The following is a 25295-nucleotide window of genomic DNA, read 5'->3' as shown; positions in this document are numbered from 1 at the left end:
GGCCGTGGGGCAAGCGGCCAGATAATCCGGTTTTCTACACCAGCAGCGAAGCCGCGTCGATGTATCCCTCAGAGGCCAACGCCTCCAGGCGCGCGAAATAGGCCCCGCGCGCCTCGGCATCCGAGTCGAACCACAGCTTCTGGCGGCGCGGCTCGCCCAGGCGCGGGCCCCACTCCACCGCCACCACCTTGCCGTCCAGGGAGACGCGGTACACCTGCTCCTGCCCGGTGGCCTCACGCCGCACGTACGCCCGTGTCTCCGCGCGGATGAGCTGACGGCCCTCCGGCGTCTGCCGCAGCGCCTCTTCCTCCGCGCGCCGCCGCGCGTACGCCAGCCGCAGCGCCATCATGTGCTCGCACGGGCCCTCGCGCATCCCCGAGCGGCGGAAGTGCGGGCAGCCGCAGCTCGCCTCCTTTACCCGGCCCTCCAGGTCCAGCGTGAAGACGGGGAAGAAGCTGCGCACCGCCTCCCGGTCCACCACCTCGCCGTGGATGCGCGTGCCTTCGCCCACCACCTCATGCACCTTGGTGACTTTGACTTCGCCCGCGCCTGCCCCGCCGTCGCCCAGCAGCCGGTGCGCCCGTGCCTCGCGCTCGCTGCCGTAGCGGATGACGGCCTCGTCCACCGGCGTGGCCATCAGCTCGCGCGGCCGGTACGCGCCCCGGGCGATGTCATAGAGGATGCGCCCGCGCAGGCACTCGAGCTGCAACGCCGCGCGCACCGCGTCCTTGGGAGCTCCCGCGCCCGCCACCAGCGTCTCGAAGGAGAGGGGACCTTCGGCGCGCAGGCGGTTGCGCAGCCGCTCCGAGAGCCCCTCCGGCACCGCGCGCGGCATGAGCACGTCGAAGGCCGCCGCGCTGGACCAGCCGCTCTCCGTCCACCCGGTGAGCGCCAGCGTCAGCGTGGCCGCGCCCATGTCCACCACCCAGAACACCGGCAGGCCCGCGCCCAGCAATTGCACCCGCACGCTCTGCGCGTGGGGCAGCAGGCGCGCCAGGGCCGACAGCCGCTGCCGGCCGAAGGTGCGCACCACCGCCGGCGTGGTGCCCGTGTACACCGAGGCGTGGCACTCCAGCACCAGCTCCCAAGGCTCCACCACCATGCGCGGCGGGGCGCCGGGCACCAGCTCGAAGCGCAACGCGCGCGGGGCCTTCTTCGCCTTCCGGGTGCGCAGGGCGAAGAGCAGGTTGTACAGGTCGATGGGGGCCAGCGTGCAGGTGTTCGCCGGCAGCGTGGCCGCCGACTGCACCTGGAGGAAGCCGCGCAGCCACGCGTGAGGCACCTCCACGTTGCGCGGGGCCCGGGCCTGCTGCGCGGGCAGCGCCACGTGCGCCTCCAGAGACAGCGGCACGTAGGTGCGCAGCCGGTCCACCTTGGCGAGCAGGTCCGCTGGCACGTCCAGGAAGGTGGAGCCGTGCGCCACCTCGCGCCCGTCGAACAGGCTGTTGTCGAAGGCCAGGCGCGCGTAGGCGCTCTCGTCTCGGGAGAAGACCTCCAGGGACACCTGATCCGGATCCACCGTGAGCACGGGGTCCAGCACCGTGTCCTTCTGCTCCTCGCTCTGGAGCGAGGCGTCCAGGAACGCCTTCTGCGCCTCCCAGATCTGCGCGGTGGCGCGCTTGCCCTGCTTCATGAGGTAGGCGAGGTACGCGGTGCGGTCCCGGCCCCGGTAGCGCAGGTCGCTGGCGAGCACCCCGAGGGTGGCGGCCAGGGCGTCACGGAAGAGGGCGGGCTCGCGCACCCGGCCGCGCAGGCCCACGGTGCCGCGAGAGCCCTCCAGGGCCAGCAGCACGCGCGAGGCCTCGGCGCGGGCCTCCACCTCGCTCGCGGTGGCGTAGCGCAGCTCGACGGGGTGACGGGGGGCGGCGGTCGTCACGACGGGGTTCCTTCCTTCCGGGCGCGCTCGGCGGCCCGGCGTGCTCGTTTGTGGGCGCGGTAGGCCGCCTTGCGCAGCTCTTCCGACTGGCCCTTGTCGAAGGCGAGGCCGCGCAGCAGCTCCGCCGCGTCATCTCCACCCAGGCGTCCCAGCGCGGCCCAGGCGTCCTGCTTCACCTCGGTCGAGCCTCCGGTGGCCAGCGGGCGCAGCGGCGCGAGCTGGTGCTCGGCGATGACGCCGGGCAGCGCCGCTCGGCGTCCCTCGGAGGACTTCAGCGGCTCGGGGGCGCGCAGCCCCGCGGCCATGGGGCCCACGGCCACGGGGTCGAACGGCTTGACCGCCAGCGCCCACTCGGCGCGCTCCGGGGCCAGCCGCGCCAGGGAGTCCGCCGCGGCGGCGCGCACCCGGGCGTCTGGGTCTGACAGCCGCGTGCGGAGCGCCTCGGCCGCGCTGGCGCGCTCCTTCTCGGCGGAGAGCACGGCCTTGGCTCCCGCCTGCGCCGTGCCCAGCGTACCCAGCGCGCGGGCCGCCTCCTGGCGAACCTCCGCCGGAGCTCCGGCCTCGCCGCCTTGGAGGATGGCGCGAGCCCCCGTGGCCAGCTCCGCGACACCCAGCCGGGAGCCTGCCCACAGCAGCCGCTGCCACGCGAGGGACAACGGAGGCCGCTTCGGCCCCGGCGCCGCGGCCCACTCGGAGGAGGTGCGGCGCTCGGCGGCCGCCACCGCTCCGGCGAGCTTCGCCGTGTCCGAGGCAGGCAGCGGTGCGCGTGGCTCTCCAGTCCATGAGCCGATGACGAGGGCGGCCTCCTCGCGGGCCAGGGGCTGCTCGTGGGCGAGCAGCGTGACCAGCTCGGCGATGGGCAGGGTGCCTCGGCGAATGATTCCCCGGCGGATCCGCCGACGCAGCGCCTCGTCCTTAAGCGTGGCCAGTCGGGGGACGAGCTGCGAGGGCTCGGCCTCGTCCGCGAGGTAGGTGGCCGCCGGCTGGGAGATGTCCGCGAACCGGCTCGCCACGGCGAGGAACTCCACCCGCACCCGGTCCTTCGGGAAGAGCGCGTCCAGCGCCTTGCGGGCCTCCTTGCGCAGCCCGAAGTCGTAGTGGTCGAGCACCGAGGCCAGGGCGGCCTCGGACTCCCCATCGCCCAGCTTGCCCAGCTCGGTCGCGGCGGTGGTGCGCACGAGGCTGGAGGCGTCGTCGTCGGTGAGCAGCGCTTCGATCTTCACCCGCGCCCGCTCGCCGCCGATGTAGCGCAGCCCGCGCACGCCGGCCTGCTGCTGCTCGTGGGCTTCCGACTCGGTCGCGGCGGCCTCCACCTTCTCCTCGATGCGCTTGCGGTCCTCGCCCTCGGGGAGCTTCGCGGCCAGCCGGCCCAGGCCCTCGATGGCGGCCACCACCATGCTTGGCTCGGAGGGAGCCTCGGGTGTTCCTCCGGCGGCCACCGTCTCCAGCTCGGCCAGCGCGCGGGCGTCTCCCAGCGAGCCGAGCGCCAGCAGCGCCCGCTCGCGTTCGCCCACCTCGCCGGCGCGCGAGTACAGCAGCAGCGGGCGCAGCGCACTGGGGAGCCGCTTGAAGGCAGCGGCCTCGGCGGCGGGCAGCATCAGCTCGCGGGCACCCGCGCGCAGCACCTCCTCGAGGGGCTCCACCTTCGCGCCCTGGTGGACGACGCGCTGGGCGTAGCGGGCCACCGCCTCCCGGCGCACCGTCACGTCCCGGTCCGCGAAGAGGCTCAGGAGCAGCGCGTCCTGTCCGGCGTCGGCGCCGTGCTCCAGCTCGCGGGGAATGGCCACCCGGACGGCGGCGTCCGCAGAGCGCGCGGCGGAGCTCAGGAAACGCACCGCCAACGCGGCGTCCCGCTTCTTCAGGTCCGGGGTGCCATCGGGCAGTGGCTTCACGTCTCGGTCCGCCACCTCCATGGCGGCGGCGATGCAGGCCAGACGCACGCTCGGGGCTTCGTCCTCCAACACCTGCCGCGCCAGCACCTCCACCGCTTCGGGGTTGCGGGTGCGGCCCAGCGCCTTCACGAGCTGGGTGCGCTCCTCCAGGGCCGTCGCGGTACGCAGCCGGCTGGCAAGCGCGGCCACGGCGGCGGGGGAGGACAGTCGGGACAGCGCCTCCATGGCGCGCTTGGCGTTGGCGGCATTCTCCGAGCGCAGGAAGGTGCCGAGCACCTCCACGGCACGGTCATCCTTGCGCCAGGCGAGCAGCTCCGAGGCGCGCATCCGCAGGTCCTCGTGCTCGCTGGCCATGGCACGGCCCAGCGCCTCGGTGACGCGCGAGTCATTGGCGCCGGCCAGCCGCTCGATTACGCCGATGCGCAGGTCCGCGTGCTCGCTGGAGAGCGCGGCCAGCAGCGGCTCCAGGCTGCCGGCGGGGCTGAGCTTCTCCAGCAGCTCGAAGGCGTACTTGCGCACGTCCGCCAGCGGCGAGTTGAGCGCGGCGGTGATGCGCGGCCGGGAGGAATCTCCCCGCGCGGCCAGCTCCTCCAGCGCCGCGCGGGCCACGTCCGGCGCGAGCGAGGCGAGGGCCAGGGACAGCGGCTCGTCCGAGCCGGCGGGGTACAGCTCCTTGAGGCCCGCGAGCGCGGCCTTGCGCACCAACTGGTGCGGATCCTCCAGGGCTCGCAGGAGCGCGGCCACGGCGGCGGGCTGTCCGGCGAAGCCCTCCTGGGTGAGCTTCACCACGCGGTCCACGGCGTCACGGCGCACGCGGTGGCCCTCGTCATCCCCAGCGGACACCTGCCGCAGCAGGCCCACGTAGGCGCCGAAGGCGAGCCGGCGCAGGTGCTGACGCTCGGCGGAGGCCAGCGCCTCGGGCGAGGGCGCGGCCTCCTTGCCGGTGGCGAACAGGCGCCGCAGCCAGCTCTTGGCGGGCTTCTCCGGGCCGGGCTTGGGCGTGGTCTCCGGCTTCCACGGTGCCTCCAGCGAGCGGGGGCGGGCCACCTTCTGGGCCTCGCGGAAGTAGTCCAGCGGCTTGTGGCGCAGGTTGAGCACCTGGGCGGCCGCGTAGCGCTGCTCGGACACGTCGCTGGCGAGCGCCTCGGCCAGCCCCACCATGCGGCGGGCGCGCTCGTCCTCGGCGGGCCACTCCTTCATGTCCCCGGCCTTCTCCGGCTTGGGGGGCAGCAGCGCCTCCACCAGGTGGGCCTGGTACGCGGCGGGGTCGGCCCGCAGCTCCAGCGCGCGCGCGGCGGCGTAGCGCACCTCGGGCCGGGCGCTGGACAGGGCGCTGATCAGCAAGTCGGGAGGCTCTCCCCGGCGCGAGGCGCGCAGGTCCCGAGCGAGGATGATGGCGAACACCATCTCCTGCACCTCGCGAGCGCGGTCCTCCAGGCCGTGGAGCATGCCGCCCTCGCCCTCGGCACCGAGCGCGGCGAAGGAGAGGATGGCGCCCAGGCGGATGGGCAGGTGGTCATGGCGCAGCGTGCCGGTGAGCACGGGCAGCGCGCGCGCATCCCCGAGGCGCGACAGGCCATCGGCGGCCCAGGAGCGCACCGCCACGTCCGCGTGGCCGAGCGCATCCAGCAGGTAGCCCTCGTCCCCACGGCGGCTGGCGGTGGCGAGGCCCCGGCCGCCCTGCTCGCGCACCTCGCTCTGCTCGTGCTTGAGCAGCGTGGTGGCGTGGAAGGAGAGCAGCCGGCGAGAGCCCAGCGTGGCCAGCGCGCTGGCGGCGCGGGCCCGCAGCGGGTTGAGGAGCGGAGGCGGGTAGCGGCGCTCCAGCTCCTTATCGGTGAGGAGCACCCGCATGGGCTCGATGATGTCCTCGGCGCCGCGCGCGGCGAGCAGCTCCGCGGCGCGCACCTTGAGGGGCAGGGCGGCGGAGAGCAGGCCGGCCAGCAGCGGGCCGTTCTCGTTGGGGACGAGCTTGTCGAGCGACTCCAGCGCCTGCAGGTGGACGGAAGGCTCCTCGTCCTGGATGAGCTTGAGCAGCGGCGAGCGCAGCGCCTCGACGGGAGCGTGGACGGCGTTCTTCGCCGCCAGGGCCCGGAGCGAGGCGTGCGCCGTGTCCAGCGCCGCGAGGTGGGGCTCGGCTTTCTCCTTGCCGGCGTGCTTCACCCACGCCTCGTAGGCGGCGGTGGCCACGCCCGCGTCGCGGTCCTGCACGGCCCCCTTCAGCCGCTCCAGCGCCCAGTCCTCCTTGAGGCGCGAGGTCAGTTCCTCCACGGCGCGCAGGCGCAGGTCCGGGAAGCGGCCGGCCAGGGCGCGGTCCAGCGCCTTCTGCGGCTGCTTCTCGTTCCAGGCCCACAGGGTGCGGAAGGCCTCGCCGCGCACCTTGGCGCCCTCGTCCTCCAGCGCATCGCCGAGCAGCGTCTCCGCGCCCTCGGGCCGCTTGCCCTCCGCGCCCAGCTTCACCAGCCGGTCCAGGCCGCGCACGCGCACGTCCTCGAAGCCCGAGCGCAGCGCGGCCTCCGCGCTGGACAGCGGCGTGTCCGCGTCCAGCGCCACCACGGCCTCCAGCGCCGAGGCCCGCACGTCCGCGTCCGCGTCATCCAGCATCCACACCAGCCGCTCGCGGGCGCGCGCATCCTGCAACGCCTGGAGCGCGGTGGCCGCCTGTCGGCGGATGGGAGCCTCCGCCTCGCGCGAGAGCTGCAACAGAGCGCCCAGAGCCCGGGTGTCTCCGAGCTGCGCCAGCCCCCGGGCACCGCGCACCGCCGTGTCGGGCGTGCGGCAGGCCATGGCGGCCAGCAGCGGCTCCAGGTCGGCCTCGGTGGGCGTCGCCCCGGAGGTGGCCGGGCCGAGCAGCTTCTCCCGGAGGAGCTTGTCGCGGGCCGCCGTCACCTCGCCCTCGGTGGTGAACTTCCCCGCCTGGCCCTCGGGGCTCAGGCGCCGGGCGGACAGCGCCATCCTGCGGGCCACATCGCGCACGGCGAGGCCGAAGTCCTCGTCCTTCTTCTCCAGCACCTGGGCGAGCGGCTGGCGCTCCAGCACGCGCACGGTGAAGGCCACGCGGCGCACGTCCGCGTCCGCGTCGTCCAGCGCGCGGGCCACCAGCGGCTGGAGCTGCGCGGCGCCGAGCTGCCCCGCGCTGGCGGCGCGGATGAGCACCTCTACCTTTATATGCGCGGGGCCGCGCTCGAAGGCCGTCTTCAGTGACTCGGTGCCGCCGGAAGGGGAGGCCTCGGTGAGGGCATCCAGCGCGGCGAGGCCCACGTTGGCGTCGCCATCCGTGAGCTTGCCGGCGATGAGGCCCGGCACCAGCGGCGAGGTGCCCGCGAGCCGGGCGAGCCGCCGCAGGCCCTGGGTGCGCACGTCCGCGAAGCGCGAGTCGAGCGCGCTGCGCGGCGCGGACAGGGGAGACTCCTCCAGCTGGGTGAGCGCCTCCAGCGCGGAGAGGCGGACGGAGGGGTGGTCGTCATCCAGCCGCTCGCGCAGCTTGGGGCGCGCGCTCACGCGGCGGTGGGTGGCCAGCTCGGAGGCGGCCAGCTTGCGCACCTCCGCCTCGCGGTCCGTGGAGAGCACCTTGAGGACGAAGTCCAGCGCCTCGGGCTCCTCCAGGGCGGCGGCCTCGCGCACGGCGGCCTCGCGCTTGGGGCGGCCCGCGCCCAGCGCCTCGGTGAGCGCGTCGAAGCCGTGGGCGTAGTCGTGCTGCTCCTCTCCGGGCTTGCCGTCCGGCTCCGCGGTGAAGCGGTACACGCGGCGCTCGTCGCCACCGGTGAAGAGGTGGCCGAGCATCACCTTGGCCTGCCGCGCGTTGGGCGGAGGCGCGAAGGCGAGCGCGTGCAGCGGCTTGCTGCCACAGTCGAGGGTGCGCGGCTTGCGGCGCTCGTCCAGGCGCCACACCTTCACCTTGCCATCGGCGCCGGCGGTCCAGAAGCGATCGCTCGGCTCGGCGCTGGGCTCGGTCGTGGGAGTGGGAGGGAAGAGGAGCGCCAGCACCGGCCCGGCGTGTCCGGAGTCCTTGTCGCCGCGCACCTCGAACTCGACGGCGCCGACGAGGTACCAGATGCGGATGCGGCCATCATCGCCCGCGGAGGCGAGCCGCCCATCGCGAGGGGTGAAGGCCAGGGCGCGCACGGCTCCCTCGTGGCCCGCCATGTCGCGCCGGGCGCCGGTGGCCAGAGTGAAGGAGCGCACCACGCCGTCATCGCCAGCGCACGCGGCGAAGGTATGGCCCGGGTCCACCGCCACGGCGCGCAGGGGCTGCGGGGAGGCCTGCCACTCGTGGAGCTTCTTGCCCGAGTCCAGCGCCCAGCCGCGCAGGGCGCCATCCACGCCCACGGTGTAGAGCCGCTGCCCGTCCGGGCTGAGCGCCAGGCCGGTGCAGCCACCTGGGTGTGCGCCAGACAGCTCGCGCTCCAGCTTGCCCTCGCCCAGGGTGCCCACGCGCACGGTGCCGTCGGCCCCGGCCGCCACCCAGCGCTCTCCAGCGAGCGCCAGGGCGAGCACGGCGGAGGGCAGCTCCACGCTCCACAACACCTTATTAGAGGAGAAGTCGTACGCGGTGAGCCGGCTGGCGCTGGCGGCGCGCGCACCGCCCAGCAGGAGCACACGACCGTTGGCCGCGAGGGCACGTACCTTCTCGATGTTGCCGATGGCGAGGGTGGCCATGACGCTCCAGGCAGGTCCGTCGAAGTGGCCGGCATGATACTTCGGCGGCCGCCAGGGTGCGGAGGATTGCTGCGTCCAGAAGCGCGGTCACTCCGCCGGGGCACTGGACGACCCGCTCACCCCGGGTGCCCGTCAGGCCTCAGCTTCGGCCGCCGCGCAGCCGCTCCAGCTCCGAGAGTGCCTCGGCCAGCCGGCGTTCAGCTTCTTCACGGCGCTGGGTCTCCTCAGCGCGCAGCCGGGCTTCCTCGGTGCGCAGCCGGGCTTCTTCGGCGAGCTGCTGTTCGAGCTCCGCACGGCGCTGTTCCACGCCCTCCACCATCCGCTCCAGGGTGACGATCATCTCGTCCGCCTCGGGCAGCGGCGCCCGGCCGTGGTAGAAGCGCAGCTTTTCCCCCTCGAGTTGCAGCTCCAGCCCCAGCACCTCCGAGGTATAGAACCCATGCTGCGGCAGGACGGGGCGGTAGCTGCGCCGCGCCTCATCCAGGCGCCAGCCCAACAGCCGCAAGCGCCCACGGTCGAACAGGAAGTACTCGCGGATGCCCATCCGCGCGTAGCGCTCCACGTTCTTCTCCAGGTCCTTGCGCCGCTCGCCCGCGACATGGACCTCCAGGGCGAGGTCGATCCCCTTGCCCTCGGCGCTCACCACCCAGCGCATGCGGGAGTGCGTCTCCACATCCACCACGGCGATGACATCCGGGGCGAACATGGGCTCACCCGGGTAGTAGATGGGGAGCTCACACGCCAGGTACACCTTCCGGCCGATGCGGGAGAAGAAGCTCCCCAGCACCTCTCGCGTGCGCGCCTTGGCCTCGAAGTGCGGGTCGCCTTCGGGAGGCGAAGCCTCGGAGACGGGAAACTCGGAGGGCAGGCTGGCGACGATGCGAGCCCGCTCCTCGGGCGTCATCCGCTCCCATACCTCCTGAGGCGGCGCACGGGGGTCGTCCGGGTCGATGCTGTAGGGAGTAACGGGCATGGTGCTACAAGGAGCCTAAGCCCTCGCGTGGAGCGCACCAAGAGGTGGCAGTGCCCATGCGTCCAGTGGCCGTCGTAACGTCAGGCCAGGCGTCACGCTCATGCTGGCGGTTGACGGTCCGAGCGCCAACGGCTCAACTTCGGCTTCCCCCGATTACCCCGGTTGTGGAGTTCCATGGACTTCCCTCTAGTCAATGCGGACATGGGCGGGGACCTCGACAACCCCACCATCGCCCTCTCCATCGCGCTCGCGGCGATCGTGTTCGGCCTGTTGATGGCGCGGGTGCTCCGCGCGCCGCTGCCCTCCGCGCGCAAGGGCCTGCTGCTGGGGGGCCTCTTCGCCCTGGCCTTCCCGGGCGGGCGCATCGCCGAGTACATCGCGCACATCATCCTGGTGGAGCAGTACTCCGCCCCCGGCGTGTCGATCGGCTTCATCGGCTCCGTGCCCATGTACACCGTGCCGCTCTGCGCACTCCTCCTCGCCGGCCTCTTCCATGGCATCGCCACCCTCTTCACTCTCATGCGCAAGGGCAGCCCGTCCGGAGCGCCCAAGGGGTAGCCGACGCCCTGCGTCTTGACCGGAAGTTTCCCCGGGCGTCACCGTGGTGTCAGACGCACTTGCTACGCCCCCGGCCTTTCCGGGAACCCCCTTCGTCACACCCAAGGAGTCTCTCTTGCACGTATCATCCCCCTCGCGCCGTTCGTCGCTCACCCGCTTCCTCCGCCTGTCCGCCGTGCTGCCGCTCGTGGCGGGGAGCTCCCTCACCCTGATCGGCTGCGGTGAGGAGGACAAGGTGATGGTGATCGGCCACCGCGGCGCCAGCGCGCTGCGCCCCGAGCACACGCTGGCGTCCTACCGCAAGGCAGTCGAGGACGGCGCGGACGTCATCGAGCCGGACCTCGTGCCGACGAAGGACGGCGTGCTCGTGGCCCGTCACGAGAACGAGATCTCCGGCACCACGAACGTGTCGACGTTGGCGAAGTTCGAGGGCCGCAAGGCCACCAAGATGATCGACGGGGTGTCGGTCACCGGCTGGTTCACCGAGGACTTCACGCTGGCCGAGCTCAAGGAGCTCCGGGCGCGTGAGCGCATCCCGGCGCAGCGCCCGGGCAACGTGCAGTACAATGACCAGTTCGAGATCCCCACGCTCGCCGAGGTCATCAACCTGGCCAAGGAGCTGTCCGACTCGACCGGCCGGACGATCCACATCGCCCCGGAGACCAAGCACCCGACCTACTTCCAGGGCATCAACCTGGCGCTGGAGGACCGGCTCATCACCGAGCTGCAGGCGAACGACTTCAGCAAGAGCGAGGCCTCGGTGTACATCCAGTCCTTCGAGACCACGAACCTGAAGTACATCCGGGAGAAGATCGGCTCCTCCCAGGACAACTGGAAGCTGATGCAGTTGATCGACGCGGCGGAGAAGGCGCCCTACGACCTGGTCAAGGCCGGCGACTCGCGCATCTACCGGGACTTGCTGACCGAGGCGGGCATCAAGGAGATCGCCACCTACGCCGACGGCGTCAGCCCCTACAAGCTCAACCTCATCAGCGTGGACGCCGCCGGAGCGTTCCAGACGCCGACCGACGTGATTCGCATCGCCCACGACAACGACCTGGTGGTCCACTCGTGGACCTTCCGTCCGGAGAACGCCTTCCTGCCCGCGCCGCTCAAGGCGGAGGGGGCGGAGAGCACGCGCAGTGAGGCCGGTTCGGTCACCGAGATCCAGAAGTACCTCGAGGCCGGCCTCGACGGCTTCTTCACCGACGACCCGGCGGTGGGCCGTCGGGCGGTGGATGGCTTCAAGGAGGACTGAGCCGTCCCCGAAGCCGGGCCCCCGCTACTTGCGGCCCACGGACAGCACCAGCTTTCCGCGTCCGTGGCCCGAGTCGAGCTGGCGGTGGGCCTCGGCCACCTTGTCGAGCGGCAGCACGCGCTCGACGAGGGGCCGCACCTGCTTGCGCTCGAGCAGGGGCGTCAGCTCCTCGAGCCGGCGCCGCTCGCGCGTGAGGAACACCCCGTGCAGCGTCAGGTTGCGCGGGTAGAAGGCGCTCACATCTCCGCTGAAGCCCAGGATGGTGGCGATGCGCCCGAAGGGCCGGGTGGCGGGGATGCTGGGGATGACGTTCTGGCCCACCGTGTCGAAGACGGCGTCCACACCCTGGCCGCCCGTCTCCCGGAGGGCCACCTGGGCGGGCTCCTCGCCCCGGTAGTTGATGGCGACGTCGGCGCCGAGCTTGCGCAGCGTCTCCAGGTTGTCGGGGCCGGAGGTGGCGAGCACCCGCGCGCCCAGGGCCTTGGCGATCTGCACGGCGAACGAGCCCACGCCTCCGGCGCCCCCGTGGATGAGGACAGTTTCTCCGACCCGCACCTGGAGCCGGCGCACGAGCGCGTCCCAGGCGGTGCCGGCGGCCAGCGGCACGGCGGCCGCCTCCTCGTGGGAGAGGCTCGCGGGCTTGCGCGCGATGATGCTGGCGGGCACGAGGTTCAGCTCGGCATAGGTGCCGTGGGGGTTGTGGAAGATTTCGGGGGTGTAGAAGACCTCGTCTCCCGGCTTGAAGTCGGTGACGCCGGGGCCCACCTGCTCGATGACGCCCGAGGCGTCGTAGCCGATGACGACCGGTGTCTGCAGCCCTGCCCAGGAACCATCCTGGCGCAGCTTGGCGTCGACCGGGTTGGTGCCCGAGGCGATGACGCGCACGAGCACCTGACCCGGGCCGGGGGTGGGCGTGGGGATGTCGCGGACTTCGAACAGCTCGGGCCCGCCGAAGCGGGGAAGGACCATGGCTTTCATGGGTGCGGCAGTAGCGCGCACGGGCCCACCACAACAAGCGCGGAGGGGAGCGAGCGTCCAGGGCCCGACGCATGGAGCGCCCGTCTGCGAGGCGAAAGTCGCATGCACAAACTCGAGGGAAGGAGGGACGCCGCGATGACCCACGAAGAACTCCTGTCCCAGGTGGCCGAGCGCTCCGGGTTGGCGGGCATGGAGGAGGCGGAGCGCACCGTTCGCGCGGTGCTCGGAGTCCTCCGCGAGCGGTTGAGCAGGTCAGCCCTCCAGTCCCTGGCGGAGGAGCTGCCCGCGCCGCTGTCCCAGAGCCTGCGCAGCGTGGGGCCCGCTCAGGACTTCGACCTCGTGGAGTTCTACGGGCGTGTCGCGCGCCGGGAGGGAGTCCGGCCAGGGTTCGCCCTGGAGCACACGGGAATCGTCTGCCAGGTGGTGACGGAGGCGCTCTCGCCCGCGCTGCTGCACCGGCTGCGCGCGGAGCTGCCCGAGTCCCTGGGAGCGCTCTTCACGCCCCGCGAGACGGGCCGACGCTTCGAGCACGTCCACCTCGACCCGAGCCGCCGCACGCTTGCGGAGGGCCGTCCCGGCAGCCGCCACCCCTTGTCCGAGGCCCGGCCCGAGCGAGCGCACACCCACTCGGTGGCGCGAGCGGACAACCCGCACGGGGACACGAAGCTGTCCAGCTCGACGGGGCTCACGCAAGAGCGGGAGCAGGGGACGCTGGCGACCGGACACCCGAGGGTGAGCTGACCGCACGCGGGCCAAGTCGCGTGCAAGGAGCTTCTGGCCAGCCGTAGACTGGGCGCGCTCACCGTCGCGGTCTGCGCGCTGTCCCCGTTGCCGCGTCCTGCTTCGGAGTCCTTCCGTGCTCGCAAGACTACGTACGCCGCTGATGGCCGTGGCGGTGTCGCTCGCGTCCGTGTCCCTCGCTGCCCCGCCGCCCACCGCACCCGTGGCGCCTGCGGAGATCGACTGGAAGCTGTCGCCGGAGCGCATCGCCTCGAGCTGCAAGGCGGAGCTTCAGAAGGCGCGCGCTCGCGTCAAGGCGCTCGTCCCACCGCGCGCGGAGGAGGCGCCGGCCGCCGAGGCCCTCGTCTCGGTCGAGACGGCCATCGCCGACATGCATGACGCGCTCGTGGCGCAGAAGCTCCTCGCGAGCGTCTCGTCGGACAAGGCGGTGCGCGAGGCCTCGGCGAAGTGCAACGACGACGTCTCCGCCTTCACGGTCGAGGTGTCGGCCAGTCCCACGGTCTACGCACTGGCTCAGGCGGCCCAGGCGCGGGCGACGACACCAGCGGACAAGCAGCTGGCCACCGTCTACCGCGAAGCCGGCCGACGCGTGGGAGCCCACCTCGATGCGGCGGCGCGCGCCGAGGTGACCCGGTGGTTCGACAGGCTCACCACGCTGCAGAGCGAGTACATGCAGGCGCTCATCAGCGACCAGGCGACGGTGACGCTCTCGAAAGCCGAGGCCGCGTCGCTGCCTGCCGCCTTCGTCGCCACGCTCAAGGCGCGCGGCAACGGGTATGTCGTTCCGGTCGGGCTCAGCTCCTACGAGCGCTTCATGAGGAGCACGGCCTCGGGCGCCGCGCGCAAGCGCTACCTCCAGGCCTACTTCCACATCGGTGGCGCGGCGAACGCGAAGCGGGTGCGGGAGGCGGTCGCGCTGCGGGACCGCATCGCGCGCAAGCTGGGCTTCGACAGCTGGGCGGCCTACCAGCTCGACACGCGGATGGCGAAGACGCCCGAGCGGGCGCTCGCGCTGCTGAGGGACGTCGATGCCCGGCTGCTGCCGAAAGCACGTGCCGAGCTCGCGGCGCTCGCGGCGCTGAAAGCCGAGCAGGGCGATGCCACACCGTTCGCCGCCTGGGACTACCCGTACTACCAGGAGCAGCTGGAGCAGACGCGCCACGCCATCGACACCGAGGCCCTGCGGCAGTACTTCCCCATCGACAAGGTCGTCCCCGCCGTCCTGGACATCTACCAGCACCTGCTCGGCGTGAGGTTCGAGGCCATCGAGCCCGCCGAGGCCTGGGCGCCGGGCGTGCTGCGGTATGCGATGAGCGACAGCGCGAGCGGAGCGCCCATTGGCCACTTCTACCTCGACCTCGCGCCGCGCTCGGGCAAGTTCATGCGCCCCGCCAGCTTCACCTCGCGCCTGGGGCGTCAGTTGCCGAGCGGGGACTACCGGTCGTCGATCTCCTCCATCATCGGCAACGGTCCGGCGAGCGAACCCGGCAAGCCGTCCCTCTTCAGCCACCGGGATGCCATCGAGTTCTTCCACGAGTTCGGCCACCTGATGCACGCCATGTTGTCCACGGCGCCCTACGCCTCGCTCCATGGCGCGAACGTGCGCGGCGACTTCGTCGAGGCCCCCTCGCAGATGCTCGAGAACTGGATGTGGCAGCCGTCCATCCTGAAGAAGGTATCGAGCCACGTGGAGACGGGGCAGCCCTTGCCCGACGCGCTCATCGAGAAGCTGATCGCGCGCAAGCACGCCGCGGACGGGCTCTTCTGGACGCGCCAGGTGTTCCTCGCGATGTATGACATGACGCTCCACGGCTCCGGACCCAAGCGCGACGCGAACCGGCTGTGGTTCGAGCTGATGCCCCCGCTCACGCCGCTGCCGCCGCCGCCCACGAACACGCTCCCGGAGGCGAGCTTCCTGCCCATCATGGGCGGCTATGACGCGGGCTACTACGGCTACGTCTGGTCCCGCGTCTACGCGCAGGACATGTTCACGGCGTTCCAGAAGGGCGGGCTCGAGAGCCCCGAGGTCGGCCAGCGCTACCGGCGAGAGGTCCTCGCGCCCGGCGCCACGCAGGAGCCAGCGGCGCTGCTCGAAAACTTCCTCGGCCGGCCCGTGCGCTACGACGCCTTCTACGAGGAGCTCGGCATCACCCCGTGAGCTTTTCGTGCTCGGCGACGCGAGCGCGGTGTGGGGGCAGGGCGACCCGGAACACGCTGCCTTTCCCCACCGCGCTCTCGACCTCGATGGTGCCGCCGAGCTGCTTGACGATGCCATGGCAGATGGAGAGCCCCAGCCCGGTACCTTCTCCGATGGGCTTGGTGGTGAAGAAAGGGTCGAACAGTCGCCGCTGGTTCTCCGGGGAGATGCCCACGCCCGTGTCGGAGACCTCGAGCAGCACCCACCCATCCCCGCGCTGGTGGGTGCGGACGACGATCCGGTTCCGGTCGATGTCCCCGGGGGCGATCGCCTGTCCGGCGTTGATCAGCAGGTTGAGACAAAGCTGGCCGAAGCGTGACTCGTTGCCCAGCACGCGGGGAATCTCCTCCAGCTCCAGGACGATGCGGGCGCGGCGGCTGAGCTCGTGCAGGGCGATCTTCAGCGAGTTCTTCACCACGGTGTGCAGATCCACCGCTTCCAGCCGCTCGTCCCCGCCTCGGGCGAAGAGCTTCAGCTCCCGGACGATCTTGTTGACGCGGCCCGCGCCCTCCAGGGCCTCCGAGGCGATCTCCACCAGCTCCGTCAGCTCCACGCGAGTCAGGGCCTGCGAGCCCAGGGCGCTGATCCGCTGGTTGAGCTGGGCGGCCAGCTCCGACAGGTTCGCCGTCACATACGCCATGGGGTTGTTGATTTCGTGGGCGATGCCCGTGGCCAGCGTGCCCACCGATACGAGCCGGTCCGTCAGGAGCAGGCGCGCCTGCATCTCCTTGCGCTCGGTGATGTCCCGGGCGAGCACCACCGTGGAGGGCTGCCCGTCGAACTCCAGCTCCAGCTCGGTGAGCTCCGTACACACCGTTCGCCCATCCGCCCGGCGCAGCCGCTGCTCCCGGGCCGCCGCCGAGCCCGGGAGCGCTGACGGGGCCCCCCGCTCCTCGGAGGGCAGCACCGCCGACCAGTCGGTCCCGAGCAGCTCGGAAGCCTGCCCATACCCCAGCAGGCGCAGCCCCGCCGGGTTGACGTAGGCGATCCGCCCGCCCTGGCGGATGACGACCGCCTCGGGCGAGCGTTCGATGAGGCTGCGGAAGTTGAGCTCCGAGCTCTGGAGCCGCCCCAGCGTCACCCGGTGGGCGTGCAGGAGCTGATCCACCTGGAGCACCAGGGTGTCGAGGGTGTTCTGCTGAAGGGTGATGTCCTGGGCGATGAAGGTGACACCCCAGGTGCCGCCCTCCTGTCGGGGCACGCGCGTGGCGGACAGGGACAGCACGGCGAGGGAGCCGTCCCTGCGCTCCAGCTCCAGCTCCACGGAGCGCCAGGTGTGGCCCCGAAGCGCCTGCGTGTGCGCGAGGGTCAGCTGCTTGTCGGGCCCCCACAGCGCCGGGGGAGGCACCTGCCCCAGCACCTCCGAGGCCGCCCACCCGAGCACCTGTTCGGCGGCGCCGTTCCACTGCAGCACCGTCCCCGCCTCGCCCAGGCCGATGATGACCAGGGGGGCGGCTTCCACGGCGGCTTCCAGGTAGCCCGAGCGCTCGCTCACGGGAGTCTCCAGGTGCGGTGACTTGGCGGAAGTCATTACGGCCGGGGCAGCGGCTGGAGGTTCTCGTGGATGCGCTGGAGGTGCGCGCTGGTGAGCGCCAGCGACAGCGCCACGAAGTCGACCGGCTTGGGAATGACGCTGCTGCCTCCCGCGGCCAGCAACTCCGCCTCGGAGTACCGGGAGCCGTAGGCGGTGACGAAGATGATGGGAGCGACGACGGGCGTGAGCGCGCGGGCGTACTCCGGAAGCTCCGCCGCCGGAGTCATCCCCCGCAGAGCCCGGGTGAGCTGGATGCCGTCCATGCCCGCGCCCCGCAGCTGGATGTCCATCAAGATGGCGTGGAGGGGCCGAGGCGGCTGGCGTAGCAGCTCAAAGGCGGCCCGGTCGTCCTTCGCCCACGCGAGGTGAAAGCGCCGGCGAAGCTGCAGCTCGGTGACGATCCAATTGTCCTCCTCGTCCTCTACGTACACCACCCAGGGCAGCTCCCGGGGGGGCTGCGCGGGCGAGGGGGACTGGGGCAGCTCGATTTTCTTCATGAACCGGTCCGGGGGTGACGATCCGAAGGGGAGGGAGCTCCTGGCGCGGCTTCCACGGGGCCTTCCCGTGGCAGGCGGACGAAGAACGCGCTGCCCTGGCCGAGCGCGCTCTCCAGCCAGAGGTTACCCTGATGCAGCTCGACCAGCTTCCGGGTGATGGACAAGCCCAGCCCCGAGCCTCCGAACTTCCGGGTGTGGCTGCCATCGACCTGGCGAAAGCTCTCGAAGATGAGCTGGTGGTGCTCGGGGGCAATGCCGATGCCCTGGTCTCGCACACAGAACACGAGGTTGCCGGGCTCCTCCGCCACGGTGAGCTCCACGGTGCCGCCGGGCGGGGAGAACTTGATGGCGTTGCCCAGCAGGTTGACGAGGATCTGCGTGAGCTTGATGGGGTCGGCCCGCAGGCCCAGCTCGGAGTCCACGGGCGCGAAGCGCAGCTCCAGGTCGTGGACGCGCGCCAGGGGGCCCATCGTCTCGTGCAGCTCGCTCCAGAGCTGGGAGACGGACAGCGGCTCCAGGCGCAGCCGCCCCTTGCCCGACTCGAGGTGGCTGAAGTCGAGCACGTCGTTGATCAGCCGCATGAGGTGGGTGCCGCTCCGGGAGATGGTCCGCAGGTGCCGGGGCACCTCCGCGAGGTCCCCGTCGAAGCGGCACAGCGGGGTGGCCTCCAGCGTGCTCTGGGCCCCGCAGGACGGACACGCGGTGTCGGGGCCCACGGACTCTCCGGCCTCGAGCTCGAAGCCCGCGGCGCACGCGTGGCAGCGGACCGCGGGTTGCTCGACGAAGCTGGAGAGCAGCCCTTGCGGAAGGTTGATGATGGCGTTGAGGGGCGTGCGCAGCTCGTGCGAGACGTTCGCCAGCAGCTCGCCCTTGATGCGGGCGACGTCCTCGGCGCGCCGGAGCGCCTCCCCGAGCTCCACGTTGGTGCCCGCCAGGCTCGCCGAGAGCCGCTTGTTGACGTAGCTGAGCTGGATGAAGTCGGCGATGAGGATGGCTCCCGCGCAGAGCCCCATGTTGACGACCGCCAGCCCGAACAGGCGGGGGGCATGCACCACGTACAAGTCCGTGAGCAAGTCTATGATGCCGGCGCCGAAGATGCAGAACAGCGTCGCGGTGACGACGAGATCCGCCGCGCGCTTGCGGCGCATCAGCGCCCGGGTGGTGAGCACCACCACATACGGCAGCAGGAAGAAGAGGTACGGGGCGAAGAGCTGGTAGACCGTGGGTGACCAGGCCGCCTGGGCGAAGGCGTAGGAGCTGGCCAGGGTGAGGAGGACCCCGACGCAGATGACGCGGTGGACCTTGCGCAGGCGGGAGGGGCGCTCCAAGCAGTACTGCTCGCAGAACTCCAGCAGCGCCCAGGCCATGATGGTCACCGAGCTGATGAGGCACGTATAGGTGAACGCGGAGGCCTGACTCAGGAAGGCAAAGCTCCCCGTCAGCACGCACAGGTAGAAGGCCGCCGCGCCGATCAGGAAGAAGGTCGCGCGCTGCAGCGCGCGCCGGGCGGGGTCCGCCTCCTGGCGCAGGAACGTGCCCAGCAGCACCAGCATGAACAAGAAGAGGACGAGCGCGCCGGACTGGACGAAGCGGCGCAGGTCGCTCCCGCGCAGGTAGTAGGGCGTCAGCTGCTCGAACGTTCCGAGCAGCACCCGCGCGTCGACCACCCCGTCATCTCCGATGAGCGCCCACTCGAAGCGCAGGGCGAGCACGTTCTCGCCCGGCCGTAGGTCTCTCGGGTCGACCTTCCACGCATCCAGCCCCTCGATGTCCGCCTTCGGTCCCCGGGCGAACTCATCCGTCTGCCCGACGGCGTGGCCGTTGAGGAAGACGGTCGCGCGGCCGGTGCGCACACCGCCCAGGGTGAACAGCAGCGGCTGTCCTTGCAGCGCGGGCGGCAGCTCGAAGCGCTTGCGGGCCCAGGCCCGGTCCGCCCGGAAGCCCTGGGCGCTGTAGCCCCCGGGCAGCTGGAACTCCCTCCACCGCGTGTCGTCGAGCTCCGGCGCTTCCCAGCCCGGCGCGTCGCCCTCCTGGACCTTCCAGGTCCCGCCCAGGTTCAGCACCTGGGGCACCAGGCGCGCGGGCAGCAGGTACGCGTCGATGAAGAGCCAGCAGGCGAGGAACGGCGCGGCGGTCGCGAGCAGCAGCAGCAGCCGGCGGGCCAGGAGTCTCATGGAGGCCACGCGTCAGGGCCCGCCCAGGCCCAGCTCGCGCACGCGGCGCTGGAGCGCGCGCCGGGAGACCTCGAGCCGCTGCACCATCTTGTCCAGGTTGCCCTGGCACTCGTGGAAGCAGCGGGTGATCTCCTCCGGGCTCAAGTTCCCCGCGGTGCGCAGCAGGGAACTCTTGTCGATGAGCAGGTACACGGAGGCGCGCGAGATGCTCAGCCGCTCGGAGGTCGCCTTCAGGTCCCAGGCGCTGGCGCGCAGGGCCTGCAGCAGCTCCTGTTCTCCCACGTCCGCGGGCCTGCGCCGCGAAGGGGACAGCTCATCGGGATCCGCCGTGTCCTCGAAGCCGGAGATGTGCGGTGAGCCCGCCGACTGGGGATCCACGGTCAGCTCCTGCTCCAGCCGATCGCCGATGCGCAGGTGGGGCAGGCCTCGGCTGCCGATGATGAGCTGCCGGGTGATGTTGCGCAGCTGGCGCACGTTGCCGGGCCAGGCGTAGCGCAGCAGGCGCACGGCGAGCGCGGCCGGCAGCCACGGCTCGGCGCGGGGGTCGGTGACCGTCAGCCGGTGGGCCTCGCCGATGGCCTCCAGCTCCTGGCGGGCGAAGTGGAGGAAGAGCGGGCCGATATCCTCGCGGCGCTCGCGCAGGGGGGGCATGCGGATCTCGAAGCCGGCCAGCCGGTGCAGCAGGGGCGCGCGGAAGAGCTCGCGCTGGATGCGCTCCTCCAGGTTGGCGTCCGTGGCGGTGAGCAGCCGCACGTCGACGGGCACCGGGGTGTTGCCTCCCACGGGGTACACCTCCCGCGTCTCCAGCACCCGCAGCAGCGCCACCTGCACCTCGGGGGGCGCCTCGCCCACCTCGTCGAGGAAGAGGGTGCCCCCTTGGGCGGCGCGGAAGAGGCCCAAGCGGTCCTGGATGGCGTTCGTGTAGGCCCCCCGCTGTACGCCAAAGAGCTCGGAGGCGGCCAGCTCCCGGGGAATGGCGCTCAGGTTGATGCTGATGAAGGGCCCCTCCCGGCGTGGGCTCTGCTGGTGGATGGCGCGGGCCACCAGCTCCTTGCCCGTACCCGTCTCGCCGCGGATCAGCACCGGCACGTCCAGGTCGGCCACGCGGGAGATGTCCTCGCGCACGCGGCGCAGGCTCTCGCTCTGGCCCACCATGCCCAGCTCCTGCGTGACGGGCGCCTCGGGGACGCGCGTCAGGTGGAGCAGCAGCACCACGCGCTCGGCGAGCACGAGCGGCACGCCGGCGATCAGCTCCTCGGGCAGGAACTCCCTCGCTCCTCGGGCGGGCTCCTCCGCCACCCGCACCGGGGTGCCATCCTTCGGGACGAGCAACCGCAGGCGCCCGCGCGTGCCGGGCGCGAACTGCACCGGGGTGCGGCTGAGGAAGGGGTCCGCCAGGGGCTGGCCCGGGGGAAGGCCGGGGCGGGAGAACTCCGGCGCACTGCGTGAGAGGGAGGCCGTCCTGCCGGTGTTGGCCAGCGTCTCGAGCAGCAGCCGCTCACCGATGCGCTGGGGCTGGGGATGGGAGACCAGTGTCAGGACTGGCACGGCGCGTGGGGAGGACGCTTGCCGGCCGCTCGGGCGCTCCGCGGTCGTGGACAGCTGATCAGAGATCTTCTGCTGCATGGGGAGTCCCAATGCCTGCGGTAGCGGCCCCACAGTCTACATCATGCGGCTCACCAGGATTCTGGGCCTTCCCACACGGGGTGTGCTGTCAGCCACTGGGACACTCGGGCGAGCTTTCGCTCCTGGCCGGCCTCTCGGTAGTACACCTGCGCCTGGAGGGCCAGCGCTCGTGCGCGCGCTCTCTCGGAGCCCGACTCCCACAGGGCCCGCGCCAGGGCCCACTCCACCTCGGCCCGGCAGGTGACGCCGCCGAGCGCGTGGGAGCGCTCGAGCAGCGGAACGGCCAGGGTGGGCTGGTGCTGGGTCAGGTGCAGCTCGCCCAGCCCGAGCAGCGCGTGCGCCAGCAGCCAGGGGCTCGTGTCGGAGAGCTGCTCGCCCCGGGTTTGGGCCTGCTCCAGGGCGCGCTGGGCCGCGTCCCACTCCCCGAGCCGCACCAGCGTCCGGCCCAGCAGCGCGCGCACCTGGGCGGTGTCCACGTGCTCGGCGCCCTGGGCCTTCTCGTGAATGGCCAGGGCCCGCTCGAACTCCACCCGCGCCTTCGCGTCCTGTTCCAGGGCGGTGTGTACCTTGCCCAGGCTGTGGTGCAGGCGCGCCGTCTCGAGGTGCTCGGGGCCCACGGCCTTCTCCAGCAGGGCCAGCGCGCGCGCGTAGTGCTCACGGCCCTGTGCGTATTCGCCCTTCATCCAGCGCACGTTGCCCAGCGTCTCTTGCGCCAGGGCCAGGTGCCGCGCGTCCCCCAGGCGCTCCGCGGCGGCGCGCAGGGGCAGCTCCAGCCACAGGGCCTCGGCATGGCGGGACTGCCGCACGCCCACCACGGTGACGAGCAGGTTCCAGCTGCGCGCCTCCTGCACCGCATCCTTGCCCAGGGCCGACTGCTCCAGGCCCTCGCGCAGCTGCGCCTCGGCGCGCGTGTAGTCGCCGTCCCCGTCCAGCAGCATGGCGCTCCAGTAGAGGAAGCGCCCGTGCAGCGGCGGGTAGCCCAGGGCCGCCACCTGGGGCCGCAGCCCCTCGGCGAGCGCCAGGCCCTCCTTGAACCTGCCCGTGCGGTGGAACGTCTCCAGCCAGTCCAGCTGGTGCATGAGCGCCTCGGCCTGGGCCCGTGCCGAGGCGGCCTCGGGCGGAGGCACCACGGTCTGGAGCGCGCCCTCATCCGCGCAGTCGCTCAAGGGAGGCAGGGACTGCACGGCCTGCACCGCGTCGTCCACCAGGGTGGGATCCGGCGCGCGGGTGAGCAGCTCGGTGAGCGCCTCGAGCTTGCCGAGCCGTCGTTCCAGGCAGAACTCCCGCATCGCCGCCAGCCGCGGGAACGGGGCCGCTCCGTCCTGGCGGGCCAGCTCACACACCGCGGTGCGCTGCCGCACCCAGCCCTGAGAATAGGTGTCCAGCAGCCGGGAGGCGCGCTCGAAGGTGTCCCGGGCATACGGCGTCCCGCTGTCCATCAGCGCCCTCTCCAGCCGTGCCTTGGTTCCTTCATCCCAGATGCCGGCCAGCCTCCGGTCCATGTCCTCGCAGGAGGAGCCGGGCGCAGGCTGGCGCGTCCAGCCCCAGAGGGAGGTGACCAGCAGCAGCGCCACCGCGCCCGAGAGCGCTCCCGCGCGTACCCAGGCTCGTCGCCGCTGCGCGGGGTCGTTCTCCAGCTCCGCCAGCAGCTCCCGCATGGAGCCGGGGCGCTGGAGCGGATCCGCCTTGAGCCCGCGCAGCACCGCGCGCCCCACCCACGCGGGCACCTGGGCCTGGGGAGGGGGAGGAGTGATTCGGCCCGCCAGGCGGGCCTCGAGCAGCGCGCTGAAGCTGTCGCCGGGGAAGGGGGGCTGGCCGTAGAGGGCCTCGTAGAGGGCCACGCAGAAGGAGAACAAGTCCCCCCGGACACCGACGGCCTGGCCCTGGAGCTGCTCGGGGGCCATGTAGCGCGGGGTGCCCATGAGCCTGCCGGACTCGGTGAGCGGCTCGACCCATGTCCTGGGCAGGGGACACTCTTCCCGGGGCAGCCCCGTGTCCGCGTCGGGAGTGGAGAGGGCCTGCGCCACGCCGAAGTCCGTCACCCGCGCGCGGCCGTCCTGGCCGAGCAGCACGTTGTCTGGCTTGAAGTCGCGGTGGACCAGTCCGGCCGCGTGGGCGGCCGCCAGGCCCTGGCCCGCGCCGAGGAAGGCGCGGAGAATCTGGCTCCAGGTGCGCGGGGCTTGCTGGAGCCACTGCCGCAGCGTCTGCCCCTCCACGTACTCCATGGCGACGAAGACGGAGTCGTCCTCCAGCCGGCCTGAGTCGTACACCTGCACCACGTTGGGGTGGTTGAGCTGGGCCATGGCCTGGGCCTCGCGCAGCAGGCGCACCTGGGAGTCGCTGTCGTCGAGGCTCCAGCGGGGGCGCAGCAGCTTGAGGGCCACGCGGCGGTTGAGGCGCGCGTCATACACGGCGAGCACCTGGCCCATGCCGCCGTGTCCCAGCAGGTCGAGCACGGTGTAGCGCTCGGCCAGGACGCGGCCGGGAGGCGGTGCGGGGAGCGCGGCCTCCGGGCTGGTGGGGTCCAGGGGCTGGGTCTCGGTGGAGGCTCCGGCGGGGAGGGGCCCGGCGGGAGCGGGCTTGCCCAAGGTCAGCGCCTCTTCCGGGAAACGGAGGTCATGGAGCCCGGTGGGCGGCGGACCAGTCATGTTCAGAACTCTACATTGCCGCCGGGGAGCGACACCTTCGGGCACCCGGTAGACTGCTTTGGCATGAATCCATCGAAGCCGAGCGGGGATTTCGCGCGCCGCACCCTGGTGCTGTTAGGGGTGGGTGTAGTTGTAGGTGTGACGCTGTTGGTAGGGGCGGGGACCTGGGCCATCTACGGGTGGATTCTGGATTCGGCGCCCAGCCAGGCGGCGCAGGCGTTCCTCCGCGAGCACCCGGACATCCAGGCGGACCTGGGGGAGGGCATCTGGATGGATGGGATGCTTCAGGGGGAGTTCTCCGAGAAGGCCGCCACGGGCTCGGCCACGTTCCGCCTGCCGCTGAGGGGCAGCCAGGGAGAAGGTTGGGCGGAGGTGCGACTGACGAAGGCTGGAGGCCAGTGGCGCGTGACGTCCGCGGACTACGAGGGGCGGGACGGAGTGCGGCGGAAGCTGGCGGTACCGGAAGAGGAGGAGGGCACTGCGGGCAAGGCGCCGGCGGCGGCTCCGAAGGAGGAGGCGGAGGACGCGGACCGCAAGCAACTGGTGCATGCGCACGGGCTCTATAAGGAGGGGCGGGGCCGGGATGCGGTCACGGTGTTGAACGGGCTGCTGGAGCGCTCGCCGGACAACGCGGAGGCGCTGTATTGGAGGGCGCAGATCCGGACGAAGCTGGGAGAGAACGAGGCGGCGCGCGAGGACATCCTCCGGGCGGTGGCGCTGAACGTGGATCTCCGCGAGGCGTACCAGCTCCACGACTTCCTGTTGGCGCGGGAGCGGCGGTGGGAGGAAATCATCCACGCTTGGACGCAGTACCTGGAGCGCCACCCGGAGGATGACGTGGCGCTGCTGGAGCGCGCGGGGACGTGGCACCACCACGGGGACGATGTGCGGGCCGTGGAGGACCTGAAGCGCTCGTGCGAGCTGGGCAATGGGTCGGCGTGCAGGCTGCACAAGCGACAGACGGGGCAGTGAGCGCTGGCCTCGGGGGGGCGCGTTGTCCTTGTCCGCGCCGGGGCGTGCGTTCACGCTATGCGGCATGAAGACCGAGTTCATCCTGCTTCGCCACGGAGAGACGGAGTGGAATTCCCTAGGGCGGTTGCAGGGGCACCTGGACAGCCCGCTGAGCCCGGAGGGGCTGCGCCAGGCGGACGCGCTCGCCGAGAGGCTGAAGGGTGTCTCCTTCCACGCGCTCTACAGCAGTGACCTGGGCAGGGCCCTGGAGACGGCGCGCCGCATTGGCGCGAGGACGGGGCACGCGGTGCAACCGGACACGCGGCTGCGCGAGCGGGGCGTGGGCATCCTGGAGGGGCTGACGCGGGAGGAAGCGGGCCGGCGCCACCCGGAGGTGTTCTCGGAGTACACGGCGGGAGGGCCGGACTTCATCGTCCCCGGGGGGGAGAGCGCGACGCAGCGGCTCCGCCACGCGGTGGGGTGCCTGGAGGAACTCAGCGCGCGCCACACGGGAGCGCGCGTGGTGGTGGTCACCCACGGAGGCGTGCTCAGCAGCTTGTTCCGGCACAGCCTGGGGATTCCTCCAGGGACGCCGAGGGCCTTCTCGGTGCTCAACGCGAGCTGGAACCAGTTCGACTATCAGGAGCGGAAGTTCCGGCTGGTGACCTGGGGCGACGTGAACCACCTCAAGGACACCAGCCGCGACGACACGTAAGCCCCGCGTCCAACCGTGTGC

The 25295-nt window shown here is 72.0% G+C and carries 15 protein-coding genes; 6 read left to right on the top strand and 9 right to left on the bottom strand.

Annotated elements, in window-relative coordinates:
* Window positions 1–34 precede the first annotated feature (34 nt).
* From SYV04_RS08680 to SYV04_RS08670, 3 genes are all read right to left on the bottom strand, one after another.
* A complete protein-coding gene (locus SYV04_RS08680; RefSeq protein ID WP_321545177.1) occupies window positions 35–1876 on the bottom strand; it encodes an SWIM zinc finger family protein in 1842 nt (613 codons plus the stop codon).
* Window positions 1873–8424: a HEAT repeat domain-containing protein gene (locus tag SYV04_RS08675; RefSeq protein WP_321545176.1), complete on the bottom strand. Its 6552-nt coding sequence runs from the start codon at window positions 8422–8424 to the stop codon at window positions 1873–1875. Before SYV04_RS08675 ends, SYV04_RS08680 begins: the two co-directional genes overlap by 4 nt.
* A gap of 139 nt (window positions 8425–8563) precedes the next feature.
* Complete coding sequence (locus tag SYV04_RS08670) at window positions 8564–9397, bottom strand: Uma2 family endonuclease (RefSeq protein ID WP_321545175.1); 834 nt, start codon at window positions 9395–9397, stop codon at window positions 8564–8566.
* 174 nt (window positions 9398–9571) lie between these two features.
* Between SYV04_RS08670 and SYV04_RS08665 the strand changes: the two genes are divergently transcribed.
* Window positions 9572–9955 (top strand): hypothetical protein, encoded by a 384-nt coding sequence (locus tag SYV04_RS08665; RefSeq protein ID WP_321545174.1) that lies wholly within the window; start codon window positions 9572–9574, stop codon window positions 9953–9955.
* 115 nt (window positions 9956–10070) lie between these two features.
* The gene (locus SYV04_RS08660) at window positions 10071–11213 is read left to right on the top strand and encodes a glycerophosphodiester phosphodiesterase (RefSeq protein WP_321545173.1); all 1143 of its coding nucleotides are present in this window, start codon (window positions 10071–10073) and stop codon (window positions 11211–11213) included.
* 24 nt (window positions 11214–11237) lie between these two features.
* Here SYV04_RS08660 and SYV04_RS08655 read toward each other — a convergent pair whose 3' ends face one another.
* The gene (locus SYV04_RS08655) at window positions 11238–12191 is read right to left on the bottom strand and encodes a zinc-dependent alcohol dehydrogenase family protein (protein WP_321545172.1); all 954 of its coding nucleotides are present in this window, start codon (window positions 12189–12191) and stop codon (window positions 11238–11240) included.
* 135 nt (window positions 12192–12326) lie between these two features.
* Between SYV04_RS08655 and SYV04_RS08650 the strand changes: the two genes are divergently transcribed.
* Both SYV04_RS08650 and SYV04_RS08645 read left to right on the top strand, forming a co-directional pair.
* Window positions 12327–12932 carry a DUF2267 domain-containing protein gene (locus SYV04_RS08650; protein ID WP_321545171.1) on the top strand — a complete coding sequence of 202 codons (606 nt, stop codon included), beginning with the start codon at window positions 12327–12329 and terminating at the stop codon, window positions 12930–12932.
* 115 nt (window positions 12933–13047) lie between these two features.
* Entirely contained in the window at window positions 13048–15090 is a 2043-nt protein-coding gene (locus tag SYV04_RS08645; protein WP_321545170.1) for a M3 family metallopeptidase, read from the top strand.
* Here SYV04_RS08645 and SYV04_RS08640 read toward each other — a convergent pair.
* From SYV04_RS08640 to SYV04_RS08620, 5 genes are read right to left on the bottom strand one after another with little or no spacing between them, the layout of a single operon-like run.
* On the bottom strand, window positions 15080–16624 hold the full coding sequence (locus SYV04_RS08640) for a PAS domain-containing sensor histidine kinase (RefSeq protein WP_321545169.1): 1545 nt from the start codon (window positions 16622–16624) through the stop codon (window positions 15080–15082). The genes SYV04_RS08645 and SYV04_RS08640 overlap by 11 nt on opposite strands.
* Before the next feature lie 35 nt (window positions 16625–16659).
* A complete protein-coding gene (locus SYV04_RS08635; RefSeq protein WP_321545168.1) occupies window positions 16660–17160 on the bottom strand; it encodes a response regulator in 501 nt (166 codons plus the stop codon).
* A complete protein-coding gene (locus tag SYV04_RS08630; protein WP_321545167.1) occupies window positions 17157–19334 on the bottom strand; it encodes a sensor histidine kinase in 2178 nt (725 codons plus the stop codon). The genes SYV04_RS08635 and SYV04_RS08630 overlap by 4 nt, the downstream gene beginning before the upstream one ends.
* Before the next feature lie 12 nt (window positions 19335–19346).
* On the bottom strand, window positions 19347–20960 hold the full coding sequence (locus SYV04_RS08625) for a sigma-54 dependent transcriptional regulator (protein ID WP_321545166.1): 1614 nt from the start codon (window positions 20958–20960) through the stop codon (window positions 19347–19349).
* A gap of 50 nt (window positions 20961–21010) precedes the next feature.
* A complete protein-coding gene (locus tag SYV04_RS08620; protein ID WP_321545165.1) occupies window positions 21011–23608 on the bottom strand; it encodes a serine/threonine-protein kinase in 2598 nt (865 codons plus the stop codon).
* Window positions 23609–23671: 63 nt separating this feature from the next.
* Between SYV04_RS08620 and SYV04_RS08615 the strand changes: the two genes are divergently transcribed.
* Complete coding sequence (locus SYV04_RS08615; RefSeq protein ID WP_321545164.1) at window positions 23672–24580, top strand: cytochrome c oxidase assembly factor Coa1 family protein; 909 nt, start codon at window positions 23672–23674, stop codon at window positions 24578–24580.
* Between the two features lie 64 nt (window positions 24581–24644).
* Window positions 24645–25274, top strand: coding sequence for a histidine phosphatase family protein (locus SYV04_RS08610; RefSeq protein ID WP_321545163.1), 630 nt, complete (start codon window positions 24645–24647; stop codon window positions 25272–25274).
* The last annotated feature ends 21 nt before the right edge of the window (window positions 25275–25295 follow it).

Origin of the sequence: Hyalangium ruber, assembly GCF_034259325.1 — a bacterium.
GTDB lineage: Bacteria > Myxococcota > Myxococcia > Myxococcales > Myxococcaceae > Hyalangium_A > Hyalangium_A rubrum.
The sequence above is the reverse complement of the archived record's forward strand: the minus strand, read 5'-3'. Positions and strand labels throughout refer to the sequence as shown.

Bases quoted from the DNA above. Each gene is read 5' to 3' on its own strand.
- SYV04_RS08675 (WP_321545176.1), bottom strand. From the start codon at position 8,424: ATGGCCACCCTCGCCATCGGCAACATCGAGAAGGTACGTGCCCTCGCG.
- SYV04_RS08670 (WP_321545175.1), bottom strand. From the start codon at position 9,397: ATGCCCGTTACTCCCTACAGCATCGACCCGGACGACCCCCGTGCGCCG.
- SYV04_RS08665 (WP_321545174.1), top strand. From the start codon at position 9,572: ATGGACTTCCCTCTAGTCAATGCGGACATGGGCGGGGACCTCGACAAC.
- SYV04_RS08655 (WP_321545172.1), bottom strand. From the start codon at position 12,191: ATGAAAGCCATGGTCCTTCCCCGCTTCGGCGGGCCCGAGCTGTTCGAA.
- SYV04_RS08650 (WP_321545171.1), top strand. From the start codon at position 12,327: ATGACCCACGAAGAACTCCTGTCCCAGGTGGCCGAGCGCTCCGGGTTG.
- SYV04_RS08635 (WP_321545168.1), bottom strand. From the start codon at position 17,160: ATGAAGAAAATCGAGCTGCCCCAGTCCCCCTCGCCCGCGCAGCCCCCC.
- SYV04_RS08630 (WP_321545167.1), bottom strand. From the start codon at position 19,334: ATGAGACTCCTGGCCCGCCGGCTGCTGCTGCTGCTCGCGACCGCCGCG.
- SYV04_RS08625 (WP_321545166.1), bottom strand. From the start codon at position 20,960: ATGCAGCAGAAGATCTCTGATCAGCTGTCCACGACCGCGGAGCGCCCG.
- SYV04_RS08620 (WP_321545165.1), bottom strand. From the start codon at position 23,608: ATGACTGGTCCGCCGCCCACCGGGCTCCATGACCTCCGTTTCCCGGAA.
- SYV04_RS08615 (WP_321545164.1), top strand. From the start codon at position 23,672: ATGAATCCATCGAAGCCGAGCGGGGATTTCGCGCGCCGCACCCTGGTG.
- SYV04_RS08610 (WP_321545163.1), top strand. From the start codon at position 24,645: ATGAAGACCGAGTTCATCCTGCTTCGCCACGGAGAGACGGAGTGGAAT.